General features: G+C 45.2%; 24 protein-coding genes and 1 pseudogene. 14 read left to right on the forward strand and 11 right to left on the reverse strand.

The window, feature by feature from the left end; genetic code table 11:
- Positions 1-1,070: transposase (locus QUB16_RS13755; protein WP_333316795.1), on the forward strand; the 1,070-nt coding region annotated here is incomplete at its 5' end.
- A 149-nt stretch (positions 1,071-1,219) separates the two neighbouring features.
- Here the strand turns inward: QUB16_RS13755 and QUB16_RS13760 are convergent.
- The 7 genes and pseudogenes from QUB16_RS13760 to QUB16_RS13790 all read right to left on the reverse strand — a co-directional run bounded on the left by QUB16_RS13760 (position 1,220) and on the right by QUB16_RS13790 (position 4,853).
- The gene (locus QUB16_RS13760; protein WP_333316797.1) at positions 1,220-1,459 is read right to left on the reverse strand and encodes a DUF2281 domain-containing protein; all 240 of its coding nucleotides are present in this window, start codon (positions 1,457-1,459) and stop codon (positions 1,220-1,222) included.
- Positions 1,460-1,498: 39 nt separating this feature from the next.
- Positions 1,499-1,651: a hypothetical protein gene (locus QUB16_RS13765; protein ID WP_333316799.1), complete on the reverse strand. Its 153-nt coding sequence runs from the start codon at positions 1,649-1,651 to the stop codon at positions 1,499-1,501.
- Between the two features lie 95 nt (positions 1,652-1,746).
- Positions 1,747-2,577: an alpha/beta fold hydrolase gene (locus tag QUB16_RS13770; RefSeq protein WP_333316801.1), complete on the reverse strand. Its 831-nt coding sequence runs from the start codon at positions 2,575-2,577 to the stop codon at positions 1,747-1,749.
- Positions 2,578-2,801: 224 nt separating this feature from the next.
- The gene (locus QUB16_RS13775; protein WP_333316803.1) at positions 2,802-3,167 is read right to left on the reverse strand and encodes a clan AA aspartic protease; all 366 of its coding nucleotides are present in this window, start codon (positions 3,165-3,167) and stop codon (positions 2,802-2,804) included.
- Positions 3,164-3,535 (reverse strand): hypothetical protein, encoded by a 372-nt coding sequence (locus QUB16_RS13780; RefSeq protein WP_333316805.1) that lies wholly within the window; start codon positions 3,533-3,535, stop codon positions 3,164-3,166. Before QUB16_RS13780 ends, QUB16_RS13775 begins: the two co-directional genes overlap by 4 nt.
- Positions 3,536-3,644: 109 nt before the next feature.
- A pseudogene (locus QUB16_RS13785) lies at positions 3,645-4,550 on the reverse strand (ISAzo13 family transposase); the annotation flags it as partial.
- Between the two features lie 15 nt (positions 4,551-4,565).
- Entirely contained in the window at positions 4,566-4,853 is a 288-nt protein-coding gene (locus QUB16_RS13790) for a hypothetical protein (RefSeq protein WP_333316807.1), read from the reverse strand.
- 647 nt (positions 4,854-5,500) lie between these two features.
- Here QUB16_RS13790 and QUB16_RS13795 point away from each other — a divergent pair.
- The 5 genes from QUB16_RS13795 to QUB16_RS13815 all read left to right on the forward strand — a co-directional run bounded on the left by QUB16_RS13795 (position 5,501) and on the right by QUB16_RS13815 (position 12,464).
- Positions 5,501-5,725, forward strand: coding sequence for a hypothetical protein (locus QUB16_RS13795; RefSeq protein ID WP_333053485.1), 225 nt, complete (start codon positions 5,501-5,503; stop codon positions 5,723-5,725).
- A gap of 418 nt (positions 5,726-6,143) precedes the next feature.
- The gene (gene ppc / locus QUB16_RS13800; protein WP_333316808.1) at positions 6,144-9,269 is read left to right on the forward strand and encodes a phosphoenolpyruvate carboxylase; all 3,126 of its coding nucleotides are present in this window, start codon (positions 6,144-6,146) and stop codon (positions 9,267-9,269) included.
- A gap of 325 nt (positions 9,270-9,594) precedes the next feature.
- Positions 9,595-10,212: an IS607 family transposase gene (locus QUB16_RS13805; RefSeq protein ID WP_333135348.1), complete on the forward strand. Its 618-nt coding sequence runs from the start codon at positions 9,595-9,597 to the stop codon at positions 10,210-10,212.
- Positions 10,199-11,293, forward strand: coding sequence for an RNA-guided endonuclease InsQ/TnpB family protein (locus tag QUB16_RS13810; RefSeq protein ID WP_445251124.1), 1,095 nt, complete (start codon positions 10,199-10,201; stop codon positions 11,291-11,293). Before QUB16_RS13805 ends, QUB16_RS13810 begins: the two co-directional genes overlap by 14 nt.
- 34 nt (positions 11,294-11,327) lie before the next feature.
- A complete protein-coding gene (locus tag QUB16_RS13815) occupies positions 11,328-12,464 on the forward strand; it encodes a phosphodiester glycosidase family protein (RefSeq protein WP_333316811.1) in 1,137 nt (378 codons plus the stop codon).
- Positions 12,465-12,607: 143 nt separating this feature from the next.
- Here QUB16_RS13815 and QUB16_RS13820 read toward each other — a convergent pair whose 3' ends face one another.
- Positions 12,608-13,165: an HPP family protein gene (locus tag QUB16_RS13820; RefSeq protein ID WP_333316813.1), complete on the reverse strand. Its 558-nt coding sequence runs from the start codon at positions 13,163-13,165 to the stop codon at positions 12,608-12,610.
- A 214-nt stretch (positions 13,166-13,379) separates the two neighbouring features.
- On the opposite strand from QUB16_RS13820, the gene QUB16_RS13825 reads away from it, so the two are divergent.
- The 8 genes from QUB16_RS13825 (at position 13,380) to QUB16_RS13860 (ending at position 15,557) form a co-directional block, all read left to right on the forward strand.
- Positions 13,380-13,511, forward strand: coding sequence for a hypothetical protein (locus tag QUB16_RS13825; protein ID WP_333316815.1), 132 nt, complete (start codon positions 13,380-13,382; stop codon positions 13,509-13,511).
- 95 nt (positions 13,512-13,606) lie between these two features.
- Positions 13,607-13,846, forward strand: coding sequence for a hypothetical protein (locus QUB16_RS13830; protein WP_333316817.1), 240 nt, complete (start codon positions 13,607-13,609; stop codon positions 13,844-13,846).
- Positions 13,843-14,037, forward strand: a complete 195-nt coding sequence (locus tag QUB16_RS13835; RefSeq protein ID WP_333316819.1) for a hypothetical protein — start codon at positions 13,843-13,845, stop codon at positions 14,035-14,037. Before QUB16_RS13830 ends, QUB16_RS13835 begins: the two co-directional genes overlap by 4 nt.
- Positions 14,038-14,083: 46 nt before the next feature.
- On the forward strand, positions 14,084-14,644 hold the full coding sequence (locus tag QUB16_RS13840) for a Uma2 family endonuclease (RefSeq protein ID WP_333316821.1): 561 nt from the start codon (positions 14,084-14,086) through the stop codon (positions 14,642-14,644).
- A 23-nt stretch (positions 14,645-14,667) separates the two neighbouring features.
- Entirely contained in the window at positions 14,668-14,826 is a 159-nt protein-coding gene (locus QUB16_RS13845) for a hypothetical protein (protein WP_333316920.1), read from the forward strand.
- On the forward strand, positions 14,807-14,905 hold the full coding sequence (locus tag QUB16_RS13850) for a BrnA antitoxin family protein (protein WP_333101671.1): 99 nt from the start codon (positions 14,807-14,809) through the stop codon (positions 14,903-14,905). Before QUB16_RS13845 ends, QUB16_RS13850 begins: the two co-directional genes overlap by 20 nt.
- 15 nt (positions 14,906-14,920) lie before the next feature.
- Complete coding sequence (locus tag QUB16_RS13855) at positions 14,921-15,145, forward strand: hypothetical protein (protein WP_333316823.1); 225 nt, start codon at positions 14,921-14,923, stop codon at positions 15,143-15,145.
- The gene (locus QUB16_RS13860; RefSeq protein WP_333316825.1) at positions 15,132-15,557 is read left to right on the forward strand and encodes a hypothetical protein; all 426 of its coding nucleotides are present in this window, start codon (positions 15,132-15,134) and stop codon (positions 15,555-15,557) included. The genes QUB16_RS13855 and QUB16_RS13860 overlap by 14 nt, the downstream gene beginning before the upstream one ends.
- 232 nt (positions 15,558-15,789) lie before the next feature.
- Here the strand turns inward: QUB16_RS13860 and QUB16_RS13865 are convergent, their stop codons facing one another.
- The 3 genes from QUB16_RS13865 to QUB16_RS13875 all read right to left on the reverse strand — a co-directional run bounded on the left by QUB16_RS13865 (position 15,790) and on the right by QUB16_RS13875 (position 18,315).
- Positions 15,790-16,356 (reverse strand): diheme cytochrome C, encoded by a 567-nt coding sequence (locus QUB16_RS13865; protein ID WP_333316827.1) that lies wholly within the window; start codon positions 16,354-16,356, stop codon positions 15,790-15,792.
- Between the two features lie 20 nt (positions 16,357-16,376).
- Complete coding sequence (locus QUB16_RS13870; RefSeq protein WP_333316829.1) at positions 16,377-17,285, reverse strand: MBL fold metallo-hydrolase; 909 nt, start codon at positions 17,283-17,285, stop codon at positions 16,377-16,379.
- Positions 17,286-17,802: 517 nt separating this feature from the next.
- Positions 17,803-18,315: an inorganic diphosphatase gene (locus QUB16_RS13875; RefSeq protein ID WP_006634582.1), complete on the reverse strand. Its 513-nt coding sequence runs from the start codon at positions 18,313-18,315 to the stop codon at positions 17,803-17,805.
- Positions 18,316-18,325 lie beyond the last annotated feature (10 nt).

The raw sequence follows: 18,325 nt of genomic DNA on the forward strand, positions 1-18,325 counted from the left end.
AGCGAGTAGACAAAGCCTTTGAGCGGTTTATAGTAGGGGATAGTAAAGGCGGGCGATCTGGTAGACCCCGATTTAAGACGGAAGCGGATTACCGAACGATGACTTTTTCTACGGCTAACAGCGATTGGATTAAGCTGGTTCGCAAGAATTGGCTTTACATTCGACTGCCGAGGTTAGGAACCGTAAAAGTTCGGATGCACCGCAGGGTCCCCGACGGATTTACCGTCAAACAAATTAGTGTAACTAGAAAGGCTGACGGTTGGTTCGTTCAGATAATGCTTGAAGACGTTTCGGTGCCACAGTTTATTCCCGACAAAGTTACCCCAAGCTGGGACAACTCAATCGGGCTGGATGCGGTGCTGCACGAAGATGTCTACCTGGCAACATCGTCGGGTGAAAAGTTACCTTCTTTGAAACCGCTTCGCAAAAACCCAGCTAAATTAGACCGTATTTCAAGGAATCGGAATAAGCGGAAGCGTGGCTCTAGAGCCCGACGGAAACTAGCCAAAAGAGAGGCGAGACAGCACCAAAAAATAGCGCGTTCTCGCCAAGACTTTCATTACAAAACGGCTCACAAACTTGTCAAGTCTGGAGCTAAATTCTTCTTCCATGAGGACTTAAACTTAAAAGGCTTAACGAAGCGGAATAAAGTTAAGCAAGATGATGAGGGTAATTACCTCCCGAACGGTCAATCAGCAAAATCAGGATTAAATAAGTCTTGGCTGGATGCTGCGTTCGGTCAATTTTTCAAGACGCTGGAATACATAGCCGAAAAAGCTGGGTCAGTCGTCGTTCCGCAAAAACCTGCTTATACTTCAATGGTTCTGTGCTATCGGAATGAAATTATTTTCACCGATTGCGGTATACGAAATTATTGGGATGAGCAGCATTCTTTAATAGTAGATCGTGATGTTAATGCCGCGATTAACTTGAAGAGGTTGGGGTTGGACATTTTCCCCACAATAAAACGCCGTAGCGGGAATCTTTCTGTTGTAGGAACTATGGATGATAGTACCGCGAAGGAAATTTTGTATACCCTTCATCGGGCTGCAAAGACGCCCACATCATAGCTGTACTCAGCTTGATGTGGGAGTATGTCACCTTAACTCTCGATCGAGCTTCCGAATCATCTCCAAAGTCAGGCAGCGTTTATGAGATAACGCTCCCAATCAGTGATTGTTTTTATATAATTCGATGAGAATATTGGTGTCACACAAAATCATTGATTTTCTTTGCCCCATGCGTCTTTGCGAATGTCGTCTATAGTGATATTTTTTTCTTCCCAGATTCCGGCTAGCTCAAAAAAGGATTGTTCTTGATTGGAGTCATCTTTTTTTGGTTCTATCGTTTTAGTTTGGCTGGCTTGAAATTCTAGAAATTCGATAAATTCAATAACTTTATTGCGTTGTTCTGGGGAAAAAAGTTGGATTTTTTGGATTGCCATTTCTAGGGTTAACATGGGTTTCTCCTTGGTTGTTTTTGGTACTATTTTAACGATTTACACAAACATCTTTTTTTTGAAGCTACTAGCTTGTTGCATGGTGCGCGATCGAGCATCTCTATTGATTCTACCAATTTTCTGTAGGTCAAACTGGCGATCGAGCTTCCGAACCATCTCCAAAGTCAGGCGGCGTTTACGAGATAACGACACAGTTGAGCCGAGGCAGATATTACTGAAACGGAGACCGATAGCTTTTCGCCCTTCGGCTCCAACGCCGTGTTAGTTGGCTGGCGGTAGATTGAGAATTATGCTAAAAACTCCAAAACTAAACGATTAAATTTTTCTGGATACTCAACATGCGCCCAATGCCCACACCGCTCAAAAATATACAACTGTGAATTGAGAATCTTTTGGGAAGCAACATACGCATGAGCAACTGGCGTGATTGAGTCTTGTTTTCCCCAAATAATTAAGGTTGGGATCTTGATGCGATCGAGGTGTTGAACGATCGGACTGAAAACCTCTCGACGGACACCCCAAAAATCCAAATTAGCAACTAGCAGAGAAATTAGGGATTCCTTTTGACCGGGGAGATTAAACCGCTGATAATTCAGTTCAATCCATGCCTCTGGCACTGATTTAGGATCGTAAACGCAACTGTTCAGTACCATTCTTACACCCCTTCGACTGGGCGGAATCCGTTTAGCGATCGCTGGAAACGCCGCCAGTAGACGGTCAGCAATATCGATTTCTCGTCCCAATCCAAAACTCGATATTAATCCGAGGTTACTCACTCGCTCTGGCGATTCTAGGGCAAACTTGAGTGCAATGCTTCCGCCCATTGAATTGCCAATCAAACTTGCTGTTTGGATATCGAGTGTATCCAGGAAAGCTTTCAGAAACTGAAGTTGGTAGTCCAATGAATAAGCGACTGCTGGCTTGTCTGATAAACCTGTACCGACCATATCAAAGGCAAACACACGATAGTTTTGAGCTAAGGCTTGAATATTCTGTTCCCACATTTCGATTGAACTGCCGCCACTGTGGAGCAAAATGACAGGACTTCCTTGAGTTCCTGCACTCCAGTAACGAGTGTGGATGGAATCTACTTTAATGTATCGATCTGTTATCTTCATGCAGCAATTCAACCTTAACGTGAAGATAACTGAGCTTCAAAGCAATTTGAAATTTCAAGTAACCGCAATTGCAATACCTCTTGTATGGGTAGTTGTTTTGAGCGTCTAGAGGCACCTTGACAATGCCTTTGAAGTTCAGGTTCTGGACTCTTCAAGAATCTCAGTCGGTTCACCGCTGAGAGTGTCAACGACTTGTTAGCCTGCGTTTGCACCGATGCTGAGGACTACAACTCATCAATCGTTACCAACCCACCTTCCGTAAACTGGATCACAAGCTCATGGTTATCTAGCAAAGCAGTCCCAACTAGGGGTCGTCGTCCTGTCGCAAACACACGAGTTTCTCGCTCCTCTCCGTTCCAAATAATAATTGCTTTATGAAGAGGCAGCATCACTCGGCTGTTGTCTGCCAAATTTGCACGCATATCGTATTTGAACGGAAGATTCAGCAATGCCACTGCTTCTGGTGGTAAACAAAGCTCATCTGTAAATCCTGTGTCTACTACAAACTCGATCGGGAAGTCAGTACGATTCGGAATCCGAAATGGGATGGTGATAATCGCGTGTCCGTCAGCCACAATACCTGAAATCACTTGACGATGCGCTCCATGACACCGCCACCAAAAGCAGCAGCAACGTTATACCCAATTTTAATCCCGAAGAGTCGGGCATTGGGATGTTTCTCGCTCAAGAAGTCAGCAGCGCGTAGGCCATTTGCATCAACCCTGTAGTCACCTGTCTCAATGTCAATGATGACCATCTTGCCAATATTTTCTTCAACTTCCACTTCTTGGCGGATTCTGCTTTCGTATAGTTGCTCTGCACGTTGAGCAACTTCTTCACGGCTTAAAAGGATTGCTTGCATATGCTGATAATTATATCGCAGTTGCGGTACAATACTGGATATAATCGAATAATACCGCAGCTTGATGATGTATGTCAACCCGTTATTACTCCCCATCGGAATCTCCTTTCCTCGATCGAGTTCGCCGCACGCTTCGGCTCAAACACTTCAGCCGTCGCACTGAAACAAGCTATCTTTAGGAATGAAAAATAAATAACTTAATGAATTACTCAGGTTGGGGTACGGCTCGATAATTCCATTTGGGCAAATATTTGTCAAAAACAATTTGCATAGTATTTTTGAAATTATCAGCCACCTTTCGATTCGTTTGATAAACTTTATTAAGGATATTTACAGCTACAGATAGTCCCGTTTTAGTGTGAGTTTTTTCTACGATAACTTTCACTAATTCTAAACTTGTAAAAATTACTCCTTGACAACCCCTGGTAATATGAGGAAAAAGTCGATGTTCTATCGGATTATATTTAGATGTATAAGGAGGGTAATGAGCAATTCTGATCTCAATTCCTATTTCATTAACTAATTTATGCAAATCTTCTTTAAAAATATAATGATTAGCATTATTACTACCTCCCCCATCACATTTGGCCAAGATAGAATTAGCGTTAGGGTAGGTAGCTTTACCATAATTATTCCACCAAGTTTTTAAAGACTCACAGGCGAATTCACTGGTATCTTTAGTATTTCCTAATGTTATATATCCTCGGTTTTGTTGAGAATTATAAATTCCATGTGGGATCACTTTGCCGTGACCTAAACTCCAAAAATCACGATCTAAAGTAGTGACTGGTTCTTTTGTATAGAGAGTTACCGGACGATACAAATTGCCTAAAACTTATTTCTTTTTGGTGTAAAAACTAATAATAGGGTGGCTGGCTTCTCTATACTCTGCATCAAGTCTAGCAATGTTTTTAAATTGAGCATCCCAATTTTTATGAATTCCTATTGTTTGTTTTTTTTGAGCTTTTCGTTTCACATACCCATGCTTTTTTAAAAGTTGGGCTACTAAGGGGAGACTAAGGGTAAAACCTGCCGCTCGTAGTCCCGCAGCTATTTCTTTATGCGTCAAATTAGTCCATTTGATTAATTCATTCATTTGGTCTCCCGCCGTGTAATTTTTTAAAACTTATAAAAATGCTGCATCAATGCCGATTTGAGTAGACAGAATACTTTTTCTTCCGCCTCCTTTCTTTCTTACCCTGGAACTATTGAGTGTCTCTGAGTCCATTTTTTCTAAATCTTCTATTCCCTTGACGATGGTGTTTCGACTGCATCCCAAAAGTTGCATTACATAGCTAATTCCACCCCATCCTAATTTTGGAGCGTCGATAGCTGCATACCTTCTTTTATACTTTTCTGATAAGGATTTATAACATTTTTTCATTTCTGACTCAAGTGAATTAGAATAAGACATGGGTTTAAACGCCAATTAGAGTAGTTGAGGAGAAAAATCCGTTGTGAGTTAATTTATGTTTGGGTGAAAATTGCAATAAGCGCACTTTTTTCAGTATAACCGATAATTCATCAACTTATTTATTTTTCATTCCTTAGTGAGAATTAGGTCATAAAATATCAGCTCCAGTTACGAGAGATGGTGGAGCGAAACAACAACCAAGTCTGAATTTTTAAATTGCGGACGATCGCACACCGGGTACAATTTCCTTTGAGTCGATCGACCGGGGCGGGCTAGTTATTTTGTGCGCTCGAATTATTGTCGATAGTTTGAGCTGAAATGGCGATCGCACACCGGGTACAATTTCCTTTGAGTCGATGATCGGCCGGTCTGATTGAACAAACGGGCGTTCTCACTTTTTTACACGCTGCATGATCGTGCGGGCGAGCGATCGGCTTGAAAAAGCTGTTGTACGTGCGATCGTCGTGCGCTCTGATTTTTGTGTAACATCCTTCAGGGGAGCTCGGCACGCAGCTATGTCTGGCCTGCGATGACACGGCACTAATTCTTGGATGAACACGAATCTCGCCCCAATCTAGGATACAACGAGGCAAGAAAACCCGCCCTAGCTTGTAAACTAGGGATAACAGAATACGCAGGAAAGATTTATGCCGTCGGAAAACCAAGACTTGCTCAAAACTCAAACACCTAACAGTCCAAAATTGCCGGTTCCCTCAGACATCTTATTGAGCTTGGTCGCCTTACCCATGCTGGGCGGGTTGGTGGTGGCTAAAGCTGCTGCTGAGTTTGTTGCGTCGATCGGCGTTGAAAGCGAAGAAGTCTTTCGGGGTTCGCGCCTCCCCGTACTCAACTTTCCTCAATCACAGGATTAGAAAGCCCAAGGAAGGATGCTGCTGCTAGAAGTTGAATTTTGTGACCCCGCCCAAAAACGGATACGGTGCCACGTACTCCTGTCGGGGACAGATAAAAATTTTCGACCCTAGTTCAAAATCCCAGGTTCATCTTTGAAGTAAATCTAAAAGTGTTCGACTTAGCGCGACTCAACTGACTTCTGGCCGAACGTCTCACGCCGATCGTCTACAATCTCAAATCGCAAGTTAACTGACCTGAAAGCTTGACAATAGGTACAATCCGTGCTGTAAAAATTAATCTTTCCTTATACTTTGTACATAAGTGCCTTCTACTTTTAACGTTGCAATAAGTCTCAAATTTGACTGCAAACAAAAGTGTTTTAGGCGAAACTAAACCATACAATTTTCTTGACACCCGCAGCTATTGAGGAACAGCCCGATGAGTTCAGTCCTCCAGTCTTCAGAACAGGCTATTGATGCAACATCTATTTCCCCTTTTCCCGCTTACTCAAAATCAGACCTGTTTCTACGAAATCGCCTCAAAGTTGTAGAGGACTTGTGGGAATCGGTGCTGCGACAGGAGTGCGGGCAGGAATTGGTGGATTTGCTCCAACAAATGCGATCGGTCAATTCCGCCGAGGGACAAGCCACTCACTTTCGCGAGTCGAATGTCGTACAGCTAATCGAAAAGCTCGACCTCAACGCCGCCATCCGCGCCGCTAGGGCTTTTGCACTGTATTTCCAGTTGATCAACATTGTCGAACAGCACTACGAACAGCGAGACCAACAGCTAGCTTACGCTAGCAGCAACGACGCTGGTGGGCGGATGTTTTCTAAGCTGCCAGGACAAGCAACGGATGCCCCCGATCGCCCCCGCCACCGGGAAGGCCCAGTCCCCGCCCAAATGGCTCCTCGCGGTGCAGACAGCGGCGAGACGATCGCCCGAGATGCCGGCACTTTTCACCAACTGTTCCCGATGCTGCTGCGCTTGAACGTGCCCAGCCAGCAAATCCAGCGGTTGATCGATCAGTTAGACATCCGCTTAGTATTCACGGCTCACCCGACAGAAATTGTCCGCCACACGATCCGCACCAAGCAGCGGCGAATGGCGAAGATTCTCCAACAGCTAGACCAAGTTGACGAGAAATTTCAGGCGATCGGAACCGACTCTCAAAGCCCCTACCCGGTGTCTTGCTGGGAAGCGGCGGCTCTCCAAGAGCAACTGATGGAAGAAATTCGCCTCTGGTGGCGCACTGACGAACTGCACCAATTCAAGCCGACTGTACTTGACGAGGTGGAATACACTCTCCACTACTTCGAGGAAGTTCTGTTTGATGCTATTCCCGAACTCTACCAGCGCTTAAAGCAAGCGATCCACGCTTCTTATCCTTATCTGAAACCGCCGAGTTACAATTTTTGCAAGTTCGGTTCTTGGGTGGGTTCCGACAGGGACGGCAATCCTTCTGTGACTCCAAAAGTTACTTGGCAAACGGCTTGCTATCAGCGCCACTTGGTGCTAGAGAAGTACATCGCGGCGGTGAAGCGACTGAACGAACTTTTGAGTTTGTCGCTGCACTGGAGCGACGTGCTGCCGGAATTGCTCGAATCTCTCGATCGCGACAAATCGGAATTCCCGGAGGTTTACGAGCAGTGGGCGATTCGCTATAGGCAAGAACCTTATCGGTTGAAGCTGGCCTACGTGCAGCAGCGACTGGAAAATACGCGCGATCGTAATTGGCGGCTCTACAAAGGAGACGAGTTGCAGCGGGAACGCGAAGCTTTGTCGGAAAATCCCGGAATGACCGGCCTTTATCGATCGGGCGCTGAGTTTTTGACCGAGCTCAAGCTCATCGAGCACAATTTAGTGGAAACAGGTTTGAGCTGTCGGGACTTGGAAAATCTGCTCTGCCAAGTAGAAATTTACGGATTTAATTTGGCTTACCTAGATATTCGCCAAGAGTCAACTGTACACTCGGAGGCTTTGAGGGAAATTGCTGAATACTTGCAAATTTTGCCAAAGCCTTACAATCAAATGTCGGAATGCGATCGAATTATTTGGCTGGCAACGGAACTGCAAACTCGTCGCCCTTTAATTCCAGCAGAATTGCCATTTTCTCCCAAAACTTGCGAGACGATCAATACCTTCCGAATATTGCGGCAAATGCAGCAGGAGTTTGGCCCGGAAATTTGCGAAACTTACATCATCAGCATGAGCCACGATGTCAGCGATTTGCTGGCGGTTTTGCTGTTAGCAAAAGAAGCGGGACTTTACGATCCGGCGACAGGAATTAGCAGTATTCAAGTAGTTCCCCTGTTTGAAACGGTGGAAGATTTGAAAAAAGCGCCGGAAGTAATGCAAAAAATCTTTGATCTGCCGCTTTATCGAGCTTTGCTAACAGGAGGATACGCGCAGGAACTAGCGGTAAAAAACGCAGACAATCTCAAATGCCCAATCGAAACTCTCAAATTGCAAGAGGTGATGCTGGGCTATTCCGACAGCAATAAAGATTCTGGTTTCCTCAGCAGCAATTGGGAAATCCACAAAGCTCAAAAGGCTTTGCAAATGGTTGCGGAAAAACACGGTGTGGAGTTGCGAATTTTTCACGGCCGAGGCGGTTCTGTAGGGCGCGGCGGCGGGCCTGCTTACAAGGCAATTTTGGCTCAGCCTGGAAAGAGTATTAACGGGCGAATTAAGATTACTGAACAAGGGGAGGTTTTGGCTTCTAAATATTCTTTGCCGGAGTTGGCGCTTTACAATTTGGAAACGGTGGCGGCGGCGGTAATTCAAGCGAGTTTGCTGCACACTGGTTTTGATGGCATCGACCCTTGGAATGAGATTATGGAGGAGTTATCGGCGCGATCGCGATCGCACTACCGCAATTTAATCTACGAACAGCCGGATTTAGTTGATTTCTTCCACCAAGTTACCCCGATTCAAGAAATCAGCCAGTTGCAAATTAGTTCTCGCCCGGCCCGTCGCGGTGGCAAAAAAGACATCAGCGGTTTGCGAGCAATTCCGTGGGTGTTTAGCTGGACTCAAAGCCGCTTTTTGCTGCCTTCTTGGTACGGTGTCGGTACAGCTTTGCAAGAGTTTTTGCTGGAGGAACCGGAAGAACACATGAAACTTTTGCAGTATTTCTACTTGAAATGGCCGTTTTTTAGAATGGTAATTTCTAAGGTGGAAATGACTTTATCGAAGGTGGATTTGCAGATTGCAGAACACTACGTGCAGGAGTTAGCTTTGCCAGCGGACAGGGAGCGTTTTAAGGCTTTATTCGATCAAATTGCTGCCGAATTTCACTTGATTCGCGATTTGGTTTTAACGATTACCGGACACCAACGTTTGTTGGACGAAGATCCATCGCTGCAGCGATCGGTGCAGTTGCGAAATGCGACGATTGTGCCTTTGGGTTTGTTGCAGGTTTCGCTGCTGAAACGCTTGCGGCAGCACGGTAGTGGCGGGGTTCCGGGGGTGATTCACTCGCGTTATAGCAAGGGTGAATTGTTGCGGGGAGCTCTGCTGACGATTAATGGTATTGCTGCGGGGATGCGGAATACCGGCTAGGCAAATAGTTTTGAGTTGTGAATTAGTGGTAAGGTGCGCGATGGAGCACCTTGCTACTGTTAGTTTCAGAATTCGGGCGATCGCCCATTATATAGCCTTTCTCAGATAGATGAGGTACAAGTTTAGATTTTAGATTTTAGATTTTAGATTTTAGATTGGGGGATTGGGGAATTTTTAATTAATTGGTGAATACCTCATCTTTCCGAGAACCGCTATAGTCACAGCCATAGAAAACTGTTAATGTGAAATAAATAATTTTCCGGAATTTTCCGGTAAATGCTGGTAGATGGTGGTAACTTAGATTAAGAACATTCTACCGCCACCGATGACCAAATATGTCACACCGCGAGAAGCTTGCAAAATCCTGCAAGTCTCAGAAAAAACGCTTAGAAACTGGGAGCTTGCCGACAAAATATCAGCAATCAGAACTCCCTCCAACCAGCGCCGCTACGACATTGACAGCGTTCTCGGAACAAAACACAACCGAGTCACAGCTATCTATGCCAGAGTCAGCAGCTACAAACAGCGAGAAGACCTCGAAAGACAAGTTGGCTACCTCCAAAGTCTCTACCCGCAAGCTAAAGTCTTCAAAGATATCGGAGGCGGACTCAACTTCAAAAGAAAATCACTGCTTGCCCTTTTGGGACAAATCATGTCAGGATCTATCTCAACAGTTGTGGTCGGACACCAAGACAGACTCGCAAGGTTTGGTGGCGACCTCATCAAATGGATCTGCGAGCAGAACGATTGCGAACTCATGGTTCTCAGTAGAAGTGAATTGTCTCCAGAGCGAGAAATGGTTGAAGATATCCTTGCCATCATCCACGTCTTCAGTTGCCGACTCTACGGACTCCGAAAATACAAATCTGCTATCAAAGAAGATCCGAGTTTACCCGGAAATCGGGCTAGCAGCGAAATGGAGGACTTGGATTGCAGCAAGTAGATGGTGTTACAACCAAGCAATTGCTATTGTTAAAAACGAAAGAATTGGCAAGTACGACTTAAGAAAAAAAGTAATGGACTTGGCTCCTGCTTGGGTATCAGAGCAACCTTACAACCCGCGACAAATGGCAGTATTTCAAGCTTTTGAAGCACATAAAGCAGCTAAGAAGTCAAAAGGAATAGCAAAGTTTAGAAGCCGTTTCGACGCATCTCAGACTATCAGGTTCCAAAAGTGTAATTGGAAATCCGGGACTTTTTATCCGCTGTCTACTAAGGGGTTAAGCTTTAAAGCATCGGAGCCTATTATTGAAGAAATGCAACACGAACCAACACTAAGCTTGAGCGACGGGCAATGGTTTATTGGCTATGCTGTTGATGCACCTAAAATAGAAGCAATTAAAAGCGATTTAGCTATTGCTTTAGACCCCGGCGTGAGAACTTTTATTACTGGCTTTGACGGCAGTGAATTTATCGAAATAGGAAAGAATGATATCGGTCGTATCTATCGACTGGCAAGACATCTAGACAAATTAATGTCACGTATAGGGTTGAGCAAAGGAAGGCAACTCAAGCGGTTGAGGTATTCCTTGAGAAAGTCAGCAGCAAAAATTCGGATTAAGATTAAAAACTTAGTCAATGAATTGCACAAAAAAGCTGCTAAACATTTGACAGTCAAATACAAATTAATTTTGTTGCCGACCTTTGAAACGCAACAAATGGTCAAGAAAGGCAAGCGCAGACTGGCAACTAAAACAGCTAGAGCGATGGTAACTTTGAGTCATTATCGTTTTAAACAAATGTTGAAGCATCAAGCCGCTAAACATGGGGGCTTTGTAGTAGACGTAACAGAAGAGTACACATCGAAAACTTGCTCAAAGTGTGGACATATCCACACTAAATTAAACGGGTCTAAAATCTTTAAATGTCCAGAATGCGGACACACTCTGGACAGAGATTTCAATGGCGCTTGCAATATTTTATTGAAAGCTTTGAGAGATACCTCCCTGATAGAAAAGCTTGCAGCTTTCTCTATCTTGCCATACACGGCAAATTCTGGCTTAGTCCTGAATTTACCGGGTTAAATGTATCTGTTCGCTATCCTAGCTGAGATTTTTTATGTCTAAACGCAAACAGTCTGAAGGTTGTCGCCCGATGCTGCGGCGCACTTTTTTATTTTTAACGGGCATAGCTTTGGCGCGGGTTTTGGCTGACTATTTTGCGATCGCCAAAAACCGAGATACTTTCTTGACTCTGGGGGCTCAACTGTGGCAAAAGTCACTCGCTTTTTTATCAAGTATACAATCAAATCAAACTCCTCAACCTCTTCCTAGCAATCCCATTGTAAAATCGGCAAAAACCAATCAACCTCTGCCGAGTAATCCTATTGTAAAATCGCCCGAAAATTATCCTGCTACGCAGCCGTCTCAACCTCAAATTATCAGACGTTCTGCTAAGCAAGCAAAACCCGTACAAGTCAGAATAAAAACTGTAGCTGGCGCAAGTTTTTATCTCACAACTATTGACCTCGCCGACCCAGAAAATTATATCACAATTGGGTTAGCTAATAATGCAGATTTTGCTAATACTTCTAAAGTAACGCGGGGCGACGAACCTTTTGAAAATATGGTGTCGCGTTACCGGGCTGCTGTTGTTGCTAACGGGACTTTTTTTGGTAAAGACGATCAGAAATCGGTGCTGGGAAATATGGTGGCGGCGGGTAAGTTTCTGAAATACAGCCGATGGGAAAATTACGGCACGACTTTGGGGATTAAAGCGGGAAATCAATTGGAAATGGTGACGGCTAGAACTGAAGGTAAGCCGGATTGGAGTCAACATTGGTTTTCTCTGACTTGCGGGCCGAGATTGGTTAAAGGGGGGAAAGTTTGGCTGTCTCCTTTGTCGGAAGGTTTTAAAGATGCTGGTGTTTTGGGCGTGGGTTCGAGAACGGCGATCGGCTTTCCGGCTTCGAGAGATAAGTTATTTTTGGTGACTTTTCTTGATAGTTTGTCTTTGGAAGCAGAAGCTAATGTTATGCGGGCGATCGGCTGTTTTGAAGCCATGAATTTGGACGGGGGCGCTTCGGTGGGTTTGGCTCATCAAGGGCAGATTTTATTGCCGCCGGGACGGAATTTGACGAATGTGCTGGTGGTTTACGATCGCGAAAATCCGGCTCCTGCTCAATTAAAACAGTCTTGGGAACGCTTTCAAAAGGGTTCTCGACCAACGCCGGACAAATCAGTGTTTTTTGATTGATCTAGCAGAAGGAAGTTCGGCAACGCGCACTGAATCGGGATCTAACGGATGGAGGAAAGAAGGAAGAAGAAAGAAGGAATCGAGGGAGCATCCAGATTTTGGGTGGTGCTCCCAAGGGAAGGATGAAATCATTAGAGATAATGCTATAACCAGTGGTTGGGATACGTCCTTTCTGCCGCTAAATTATTAAAGATGACGGCGCACAAGACCAAGATTATTGAACCCTCAAAAGCAGGTGTTAGCAAAAATTTCCAGTCTGGTTGGGTCATCATGACGACTAAGGCAACTGCTCCCGAAGGCGGATGTAGAGTTCGGGTAATCTGCATAATTCCGATCGCACTAGAAACAGCCATTCCCATCGCCCAGGGAGAAGAACCGAGAAAATGCAGAATGATTAAACTGATGAGAGCAGCGAAGAAATTGCCCCCAATGACATTCCGGGGTTGAGCCAAAGGGCTGTCAGGGACACCAAAGATCAGAACGCTTGTAGCGCCAAACGGAGCCATTAGTAAAGGAGAATTAGTTTTTAGAGCAAGATAGGACGTTGCAGTAATTGCCAAAAAACTGCCAATCAAACTCCAAAAAATATGCCGAGGATGAGGTCTGTCTATTGGGCAGGCCAATGGACACGATCGCCATCTCCCAAGGGTTTTAAACCAATAACTTTCCCATTTCAGTTGAATTTTTTTACGGTCAATCATAAATCAGGTTACTTGATAACCAGGTTTCTTAAATTGCCTGAACTAGCCTCCGCTAAAGTTAAGATATCATAACAATTGGTCAAAAAGTAGCTAAAGGCACAGATTTTTTACTTCTAGGCTACTCAAGCTGCTGCTAACCACTCCGTTGGAACGGACTAGCAAGTTTGGTGGGTTTTGCAACTCACATCTTGCACCATTCTCAGGAACCGGCAAGATGCCTGTTCCACAAAGAGTGAATTTTTTTGTGGAACAGGCCGGAAAGCCTGTTCATAAAAAGCTTATTGAGAATGGTGCAACATCTCAGTTGCAACAGACGTTATCGGCAGCCGCAAAACTTCACCGTTAGCCGTCAGAGTTATTGATGAGGGTAAAGCGAGAGGTTATTTGTAAGGTGCCAGGCCCAGTAAGCGTAAGCTGGATTGGAGTCAATATTGGTTTTCTTTGACTTGCGGGCCGAGATTGGTTAAAGGGGGGAAAGTTTGGCTGTCTCCTTTATCGGAAGGTTTTAAAGATTCTCATGTTGTGGGCGTGGGTTCGAGAACGGCGATCGGCTTTCCGACTTCGAGAGAGAAGTTATTTTTGATAATTTTTTTTGATAGTTTGTCTTTGGACGCAGAAGCTAAGGTTATGCAAGCGATGCGTCCCGCCCTCGCCCGTGCTACGGCTGTTTTGAAGCGATGAATTTGGACGGTGGTGCTTCCGTGGGTTTGGCTCATCAAGGGCAGATTTTATTGCCGCCGGGACGGAATTTGACGAATGTCCTGGTGGTTTACGATCGCGAATATCCAGATCCTGCTCAATTAAAACAGTCTTGGGAACGCTTTCAAAAGGGAGCTCGACCAGCACCGGACAAACCAGTGTTTTTTGATTGAATCGGCAATTACTATAATATGAAGTAAGCTTTTGCAGGCAAAGATTATGACAGCAACAAAAGAAAGAACTTGGACAGTCGAAGAATATCACCGCATGATTGAAGCTGGCATTCTCACTGAAGGTGATAAGATTGAATTGCTAGATGGGAGAATTGTTGAAATGAGCGCACAAACTCCACCCCATGCTGCTACAACCCAACGCAGCGATCGATATCTACAACACCTGCTAAGAGATTTAGCATTAATTCGCGTGCAGTTGCCAATTACTTTAGCAACTTCGGAACCGGAACCAAATATAGCTATTGTTTGTATCGATCCGGGAGATTATCGCGACCATCACCCAAATCCTAGCGAAATCTTGCTGTTAATTGAAGTTTCTTACGCGACATTACACATTGACCGCCAGGAAAAAGCCCCGATTTATTCTAGAGCAAATATCCCTGAATATTGGATTTTAGATGTAGCGGCGCGGGAGGCATATATTTATCGGAATCCTGCACCGGGAGGCTATCAATCTGAGACAGTTGTTGCAGATAATGCTGTGATGAGAATGCTAGCTTTTCCTGACCTTGAAATTAGTTTTTCCGAATTGTTTTTGCCTGTTTAGTTTGTGTTTTACAGCCACAAAATATGAACAACAAATTTACTTCGAGCCAATCTCAAACTGACTCGCAAGGCCTCGATGCCATAAGCGATCGAGATATTGATTTATCTGATTGCCCTGAAATTACGCCTAAAATGTTTGCGCTTAGCAGTAGTTGGGCGAGGTTTGCCCAACCCTCAGACTAAAGCTCAACTCACCTTACGCATAGACAGTGATGTTTTGGAGTGGTTTAAACCTCAAGGTCGTGGTAAGATAGAAAAATGAATTCAATGGCGTTTTATGTCAAATCTTGAATTATTAGACCAACTGCGGCAGTTATCCCCGGCCGAGAAGTTTCAAATAATGCAATTTTTAATGGCTGAATTGGCGAAAGAAGAAATGTTAAAGCCATTGGATAATGGCGCGGGTTATCGTGTTTGGTCGCCTTATGATTATGGTGATGCTGCCCAGAAATTAATGAGCTTATTAGAACAAGAAGAAACGAAAGAAAATGCGAAATTTTAAACGATTTTCTTTTATCGAACGAAGGAATCAAGCAGGAGAAACTAATTTTTTTCCCTGTGTACCCATAACTTTAAGCTATCGGGATTGTATTTCGGAGACTGTGGGTTTGTTGGATACGGGATCGAGTCTTAATGTTTTACCGTACCATGTTGGTTTAGCGTTGGGAGCTGTTTGGGAGGAGCAAACGCTTTCAATTCCGTTAGCAGGTAATCTTGCGCCAGTGGAAGCAAGGGGTTTAGCTGTTGTGGGACAAATTAGCGATTTTCCACCTGTTCGTTTGGCTTTTGCTTGGGCTAAATCTAACGATCCGCCTATTATTTTAGGCCAGTTAAACTTTTTTATGGAGTTTGATGTCTGTTTTTATCGTTCACAGTTGGCGTTTGAAGTGTGTCCTAAATTTAGGGCTAGTTGAGATTATGAATATGATAAAATGGTGGGTTGCAGCATAGATATGGGAAAATCTTAATTTTTTTGAGTCGAGATTGACACTACGCTCTGCAAGTAAACTCCGCTCAGAATGACATAATTACAATGACTTTCCGTGGGCCTAAAATCTCTTCATCCGCCTTAGCGGGATACACCCACAACTTAATCTGCCCGCATAACCCCCCTACTCAATAGTTTGTGATTCAATCCTGCATTCCCTACGGAGAGTTTTGCCACTCGGCGGTAAGATTGCGGAAATTATATTTAGATGCGCCGGGGTGACAAGTAACACAACTGCTGATATTTGCGGGTTGTGACATTTTGACTTTGGGGTGCAATGCTTTGAAATAGCGAGAACTGGCGACTCGGTAGGCGAGTTCTTCGTCTTTGGCTTGGGGACGGGAAAAAGTTTGCAGGTAGTTCCAGACTAGCAGGCGGGGCGGGTCTACTAGCAGTTTGATGGTTTGTCCGTAGTGTTGGGGATCTTGCAGCAACCGGCGCCAGGTTTCTGTAGGTAAGACTTGCGGCGGTAAAGCGATGTGACAGGTGGCGCAGTTTTCTAGGTATAGTTGTTGTCCGAGTTGGTAGCGTTCGGGGATGCGATCGACCGTACCAGTATCCTCGATCGAAGAAACCTGAGCAAGTCGCGCGGGAGTGCGAGAGTAGGCAGTCTGATCTGCAACCCATCCGCCGCAGGTACAGCAGATAATTATCAACAATACCAACGTTGAGTAAAGCCCCCGCAAGCCTACTCTGCGACGTTTGCGGGGTTTTTCCTGTTTCATAATTCTGAATTTATTTTTGGTTAAATCACTGGTATGCTCATACCTTCGCGGGCTAAGCAGCTATTGGCGAACGCTGCTTGCACGTCTGCTTCTACGCCATCGAGAAAATTGTCGTCGTGGCCCGGATCGTGGTGAAACATCACGATTTTTTTGACTCCAGCAGCTTTCGCTATTTCTACTCCTGCTTGCCAAGTCGAGTGTCCCCAGCCGACTTTCGGGGTTTTGAAGTCGTAATACTCTTCGTTGGTGTAGTTGGCGTCGTAAATCAGCACGTCGGCGTTGCGAGCTAGGTGTACCACATTGTCGTCCAGGCGATCGGGAAAATGTTCTGTATCGGTGCAGTAGACGGCCGTGTGTCCCTCCCAGGTGACTCGATATCCGATCGCGGTGTTGGGATGGTTCAGCAGTGCCGTTTCTATTTTCACATCGTCGAGTTCGAGAATATCCCCAGGCGTCAAATCGTTGAATTTGAGGTCTGACTGCATCACCTGGATGGGGACGGGGAAATTGGGGTGCACCATTTGGTCGGCAAGACGGTGTTTGATTGTAGTGCCGTTGGGGGCGATCGCACCGTAAATGTGAAAACAGTTCCCTGGGATAAAGGCGGGAGTAAAGAACGGAAACCCTTGAATGTGATCCCAGTGAGTGTGGCTGAAAAACATATGGGCTTCCACCGGCATTTGCCGCAGCAAGTTTAGGCCTAGAACTCGCAGGCCCGTACCGCCGTCAAAAATCAGGCGTTTTTTGCCCAAGCGCATTTCTACACAGGAGGTGTTGCCTCCGTAGCGAAGTGTTTTGGTGCCGGGGGTGGCGATGCTGCCCCGCACGCCCCAAAACTGAACGACAAACTCGGTCAAAGGACTATTTTCCATAGGGGCTTTGCGATCGGAAGGCTGTGGATTGGCTAGAGAGGGTGCGGAATCTGGCATTTTTTTTAGTTTTGGGGGCTGGAACTTGGGAGTTGAAATCTTAGTTTTTACTTTTTAGTTTTTAGCAATCTGTACTATAATAAAGCCCTCGATCGGGAAACTATTCGAGTGCCTAATACTTGGGCTGTTAGAATTCTCAACCTTACCGATTCGTGTAGGAGATGTCACGCTTGAGAGATGATTTGTTGCATCATCCGGGCAGCCCGCCGTGTTCTGTGTTCTGAGATTAAGATAGCGCCGATCGCTCTAAGTGTTAGGGTAAAACTTCCTCAAACGTAGAACGCATTCCTCTGGGGTAGAATTTGCGCTTCATCTTACTCTAGGAGTAGTATTTTTTTCAAGATTGGGGCCGGGATGGGGTTTTGAGGAATGCTGTTCCGGTGAGTCGGCATTACACGACTGATTTGACATTCTAGCCACCCGTTCCTCGACTGCATCCCCTGACGTGCAGCATCGCCTTAAGTTCGGCCTCCTGAGTTTTTAGTCGGGTTGCAGTCGAGGAGTACGGGCTAGGGACTTATTTGCGATCGGCTGCGATGCACTTTTCGACTAAGGGCATGACTTGATCGACATCTTGCCAACCCAGAATTTCCGTGACTTTTTTCTCCAAATTTTTGTAGGTTCTAAAAAATTCGGCTATTTCGTCCAAGCGGTGGGGGGCTACGTCTTTGAGGGACTTATAGTGAGCATAGCGGGGGTCTTTGTCGGGAACGCACAAAAGTTTTTCGTCCCTGTCGCCTCCGTCGATCATTTCCAGCATTCCGATCGGACGGGCTGCGATAATGCACCCTGGAAATGTGGGCTCATCCATCATGACCATGCCGTCGAGGGGGTCGCCATCATCGGCTAAGGTATTGGGTATGAAGCCGTAGTCGCACGGATATTGGACTGAGGAAGAAAGCACCCGATCGAGAGCAAAGGCTTGTAAGTCTTTATCAAATTCGTACTTGTTTTTGCTACCGGCGGTAATTTCGATGAGGACGTTGAGCAGTCCTGGTTTCGGCTGTGCCGGAATTAGCGATAAGTCCACAACAATATCT

Source organism: Microcoleus sp. D3_18a_C4, assembly GCF_036702415.1.
GTDB lineage: Bacteria > Cyanobacteriota > Cyanobacteriia > Cyanobacteriales > Microcoleaceae > Microcoleus.

Coding starts and splice junctions, on each gene's coding strand:
- QUB16_RS13770 (WP_333316801.1), bottom strand. CDS start 2,577: ATGAAGATAACAGATCGATACATTAAAGTAGATTCCATCCACACTCGT.
- QUB16_RS13870 (WP_333316829.1), bottom strand. CDS start 17,285: ATGCCAGATTCCGCACCCTCTCTAGCCAATCCACAGCCTTCCGATCGC.
- QUB16_RS13815 (WP_333316811.1), top strand. CDS start 11,328: ATGTCTAAACGCAAACAGTCTGAAGGTTGTCGCCCGATGCTGCGGCGC.
- QUB16_RS13845 (WP_333316920.1), top strand. CDS start 14,668: ATGAACAACAAATTTACTTCGAGCCAATCTCAAACTGACTCGCAAGGC.
- QUB16_RS13790 (WP_333316807.1), bottom strand. CDS start 4,853: ATGTCTTATTCTAATTCACTTGAGTCAGAAATGAAAAAATGTTATAAA.
- QUB16_RS13855 (WP_333316823.1), top strand. CDS start 14,921: ATGTCAAATCTTGAATTATTAGACCAACTGCGGCAGTTATCCCCGGCC.
- QUB16_RS13780 (WP_333316805.1), bottom strand. CDS start 3,535: ATGGGGAGTAATAACGGGTTGACATACATCATCAAGCTGCGGTATTAT.
- QUB16_RS13760 (WP_333316797.1), bottom strand. CDS start 1,459: ATGTTAACCCTAGAAATGGCAATCCAAAAAATCCAACTTTTTTCCCCA.
- QUB16_RS13865 (WP_333316827.1), bottom strand. CDS start 16,356: ATGAAACAGGAAAAACCCCGCAAACGTCGCAGAGTAGGCTTGCGGGGG.
- QUB16_RS13820 (WP_333316813.1), bottom strand. CDS start 13,165: ATGATTGACCGTAAAAAAATTCAACTGAAATGGGAAAGTTATTGGTTT.
- QUB16_RS13860 (WP_333316825.1), top strand. CDS start 15,132: ATGCGAAATTTTAAACGATTTTCTTTTATCGAACGAAGGAATCAAGCA.
- QUB16_RS13835 (WP_333316819.1), top strand. CDS start 13,843: ATGAATTTGGACGGTGGTGCTTCCGTGGGTTTGGCTCATCAAGGGCAG.
- QUB16_RS13840 (WP_333316821.1), top strand. CDS start 14,084: ATGACAGCAACAAAAGAAAGAACTTGGACAGTCGAAGAATATCACCGC.
- QUB16_RS13795 (WP_333053485.1), top strand. CDS start 5,501: ATGCCGTCGGAAAACCAAGACTTGCTCAAAACTCAAACACCTAACAGT.
- QUB16_RS13805 (WP_333135348.1), top strand. CDS start 9,595: ATGACCAAATATGTCACACCGCGAGAAGCTTGCAAAATCCTGCAAGTC.
- ppc (WP_333316808.1), top strand. CDS start 6,144: ATGAGTTCAGTCCTCCAGTCTTCAGAACAGGCTATTGATGCAACATCT.
- QUB16_RS13825 (WP_333316815.1), top strand. CDS start 13,380: ATGCCTGTTCCACAAAGAGTGAATTTTTTTGTGGAACAGGCCGGAAAG.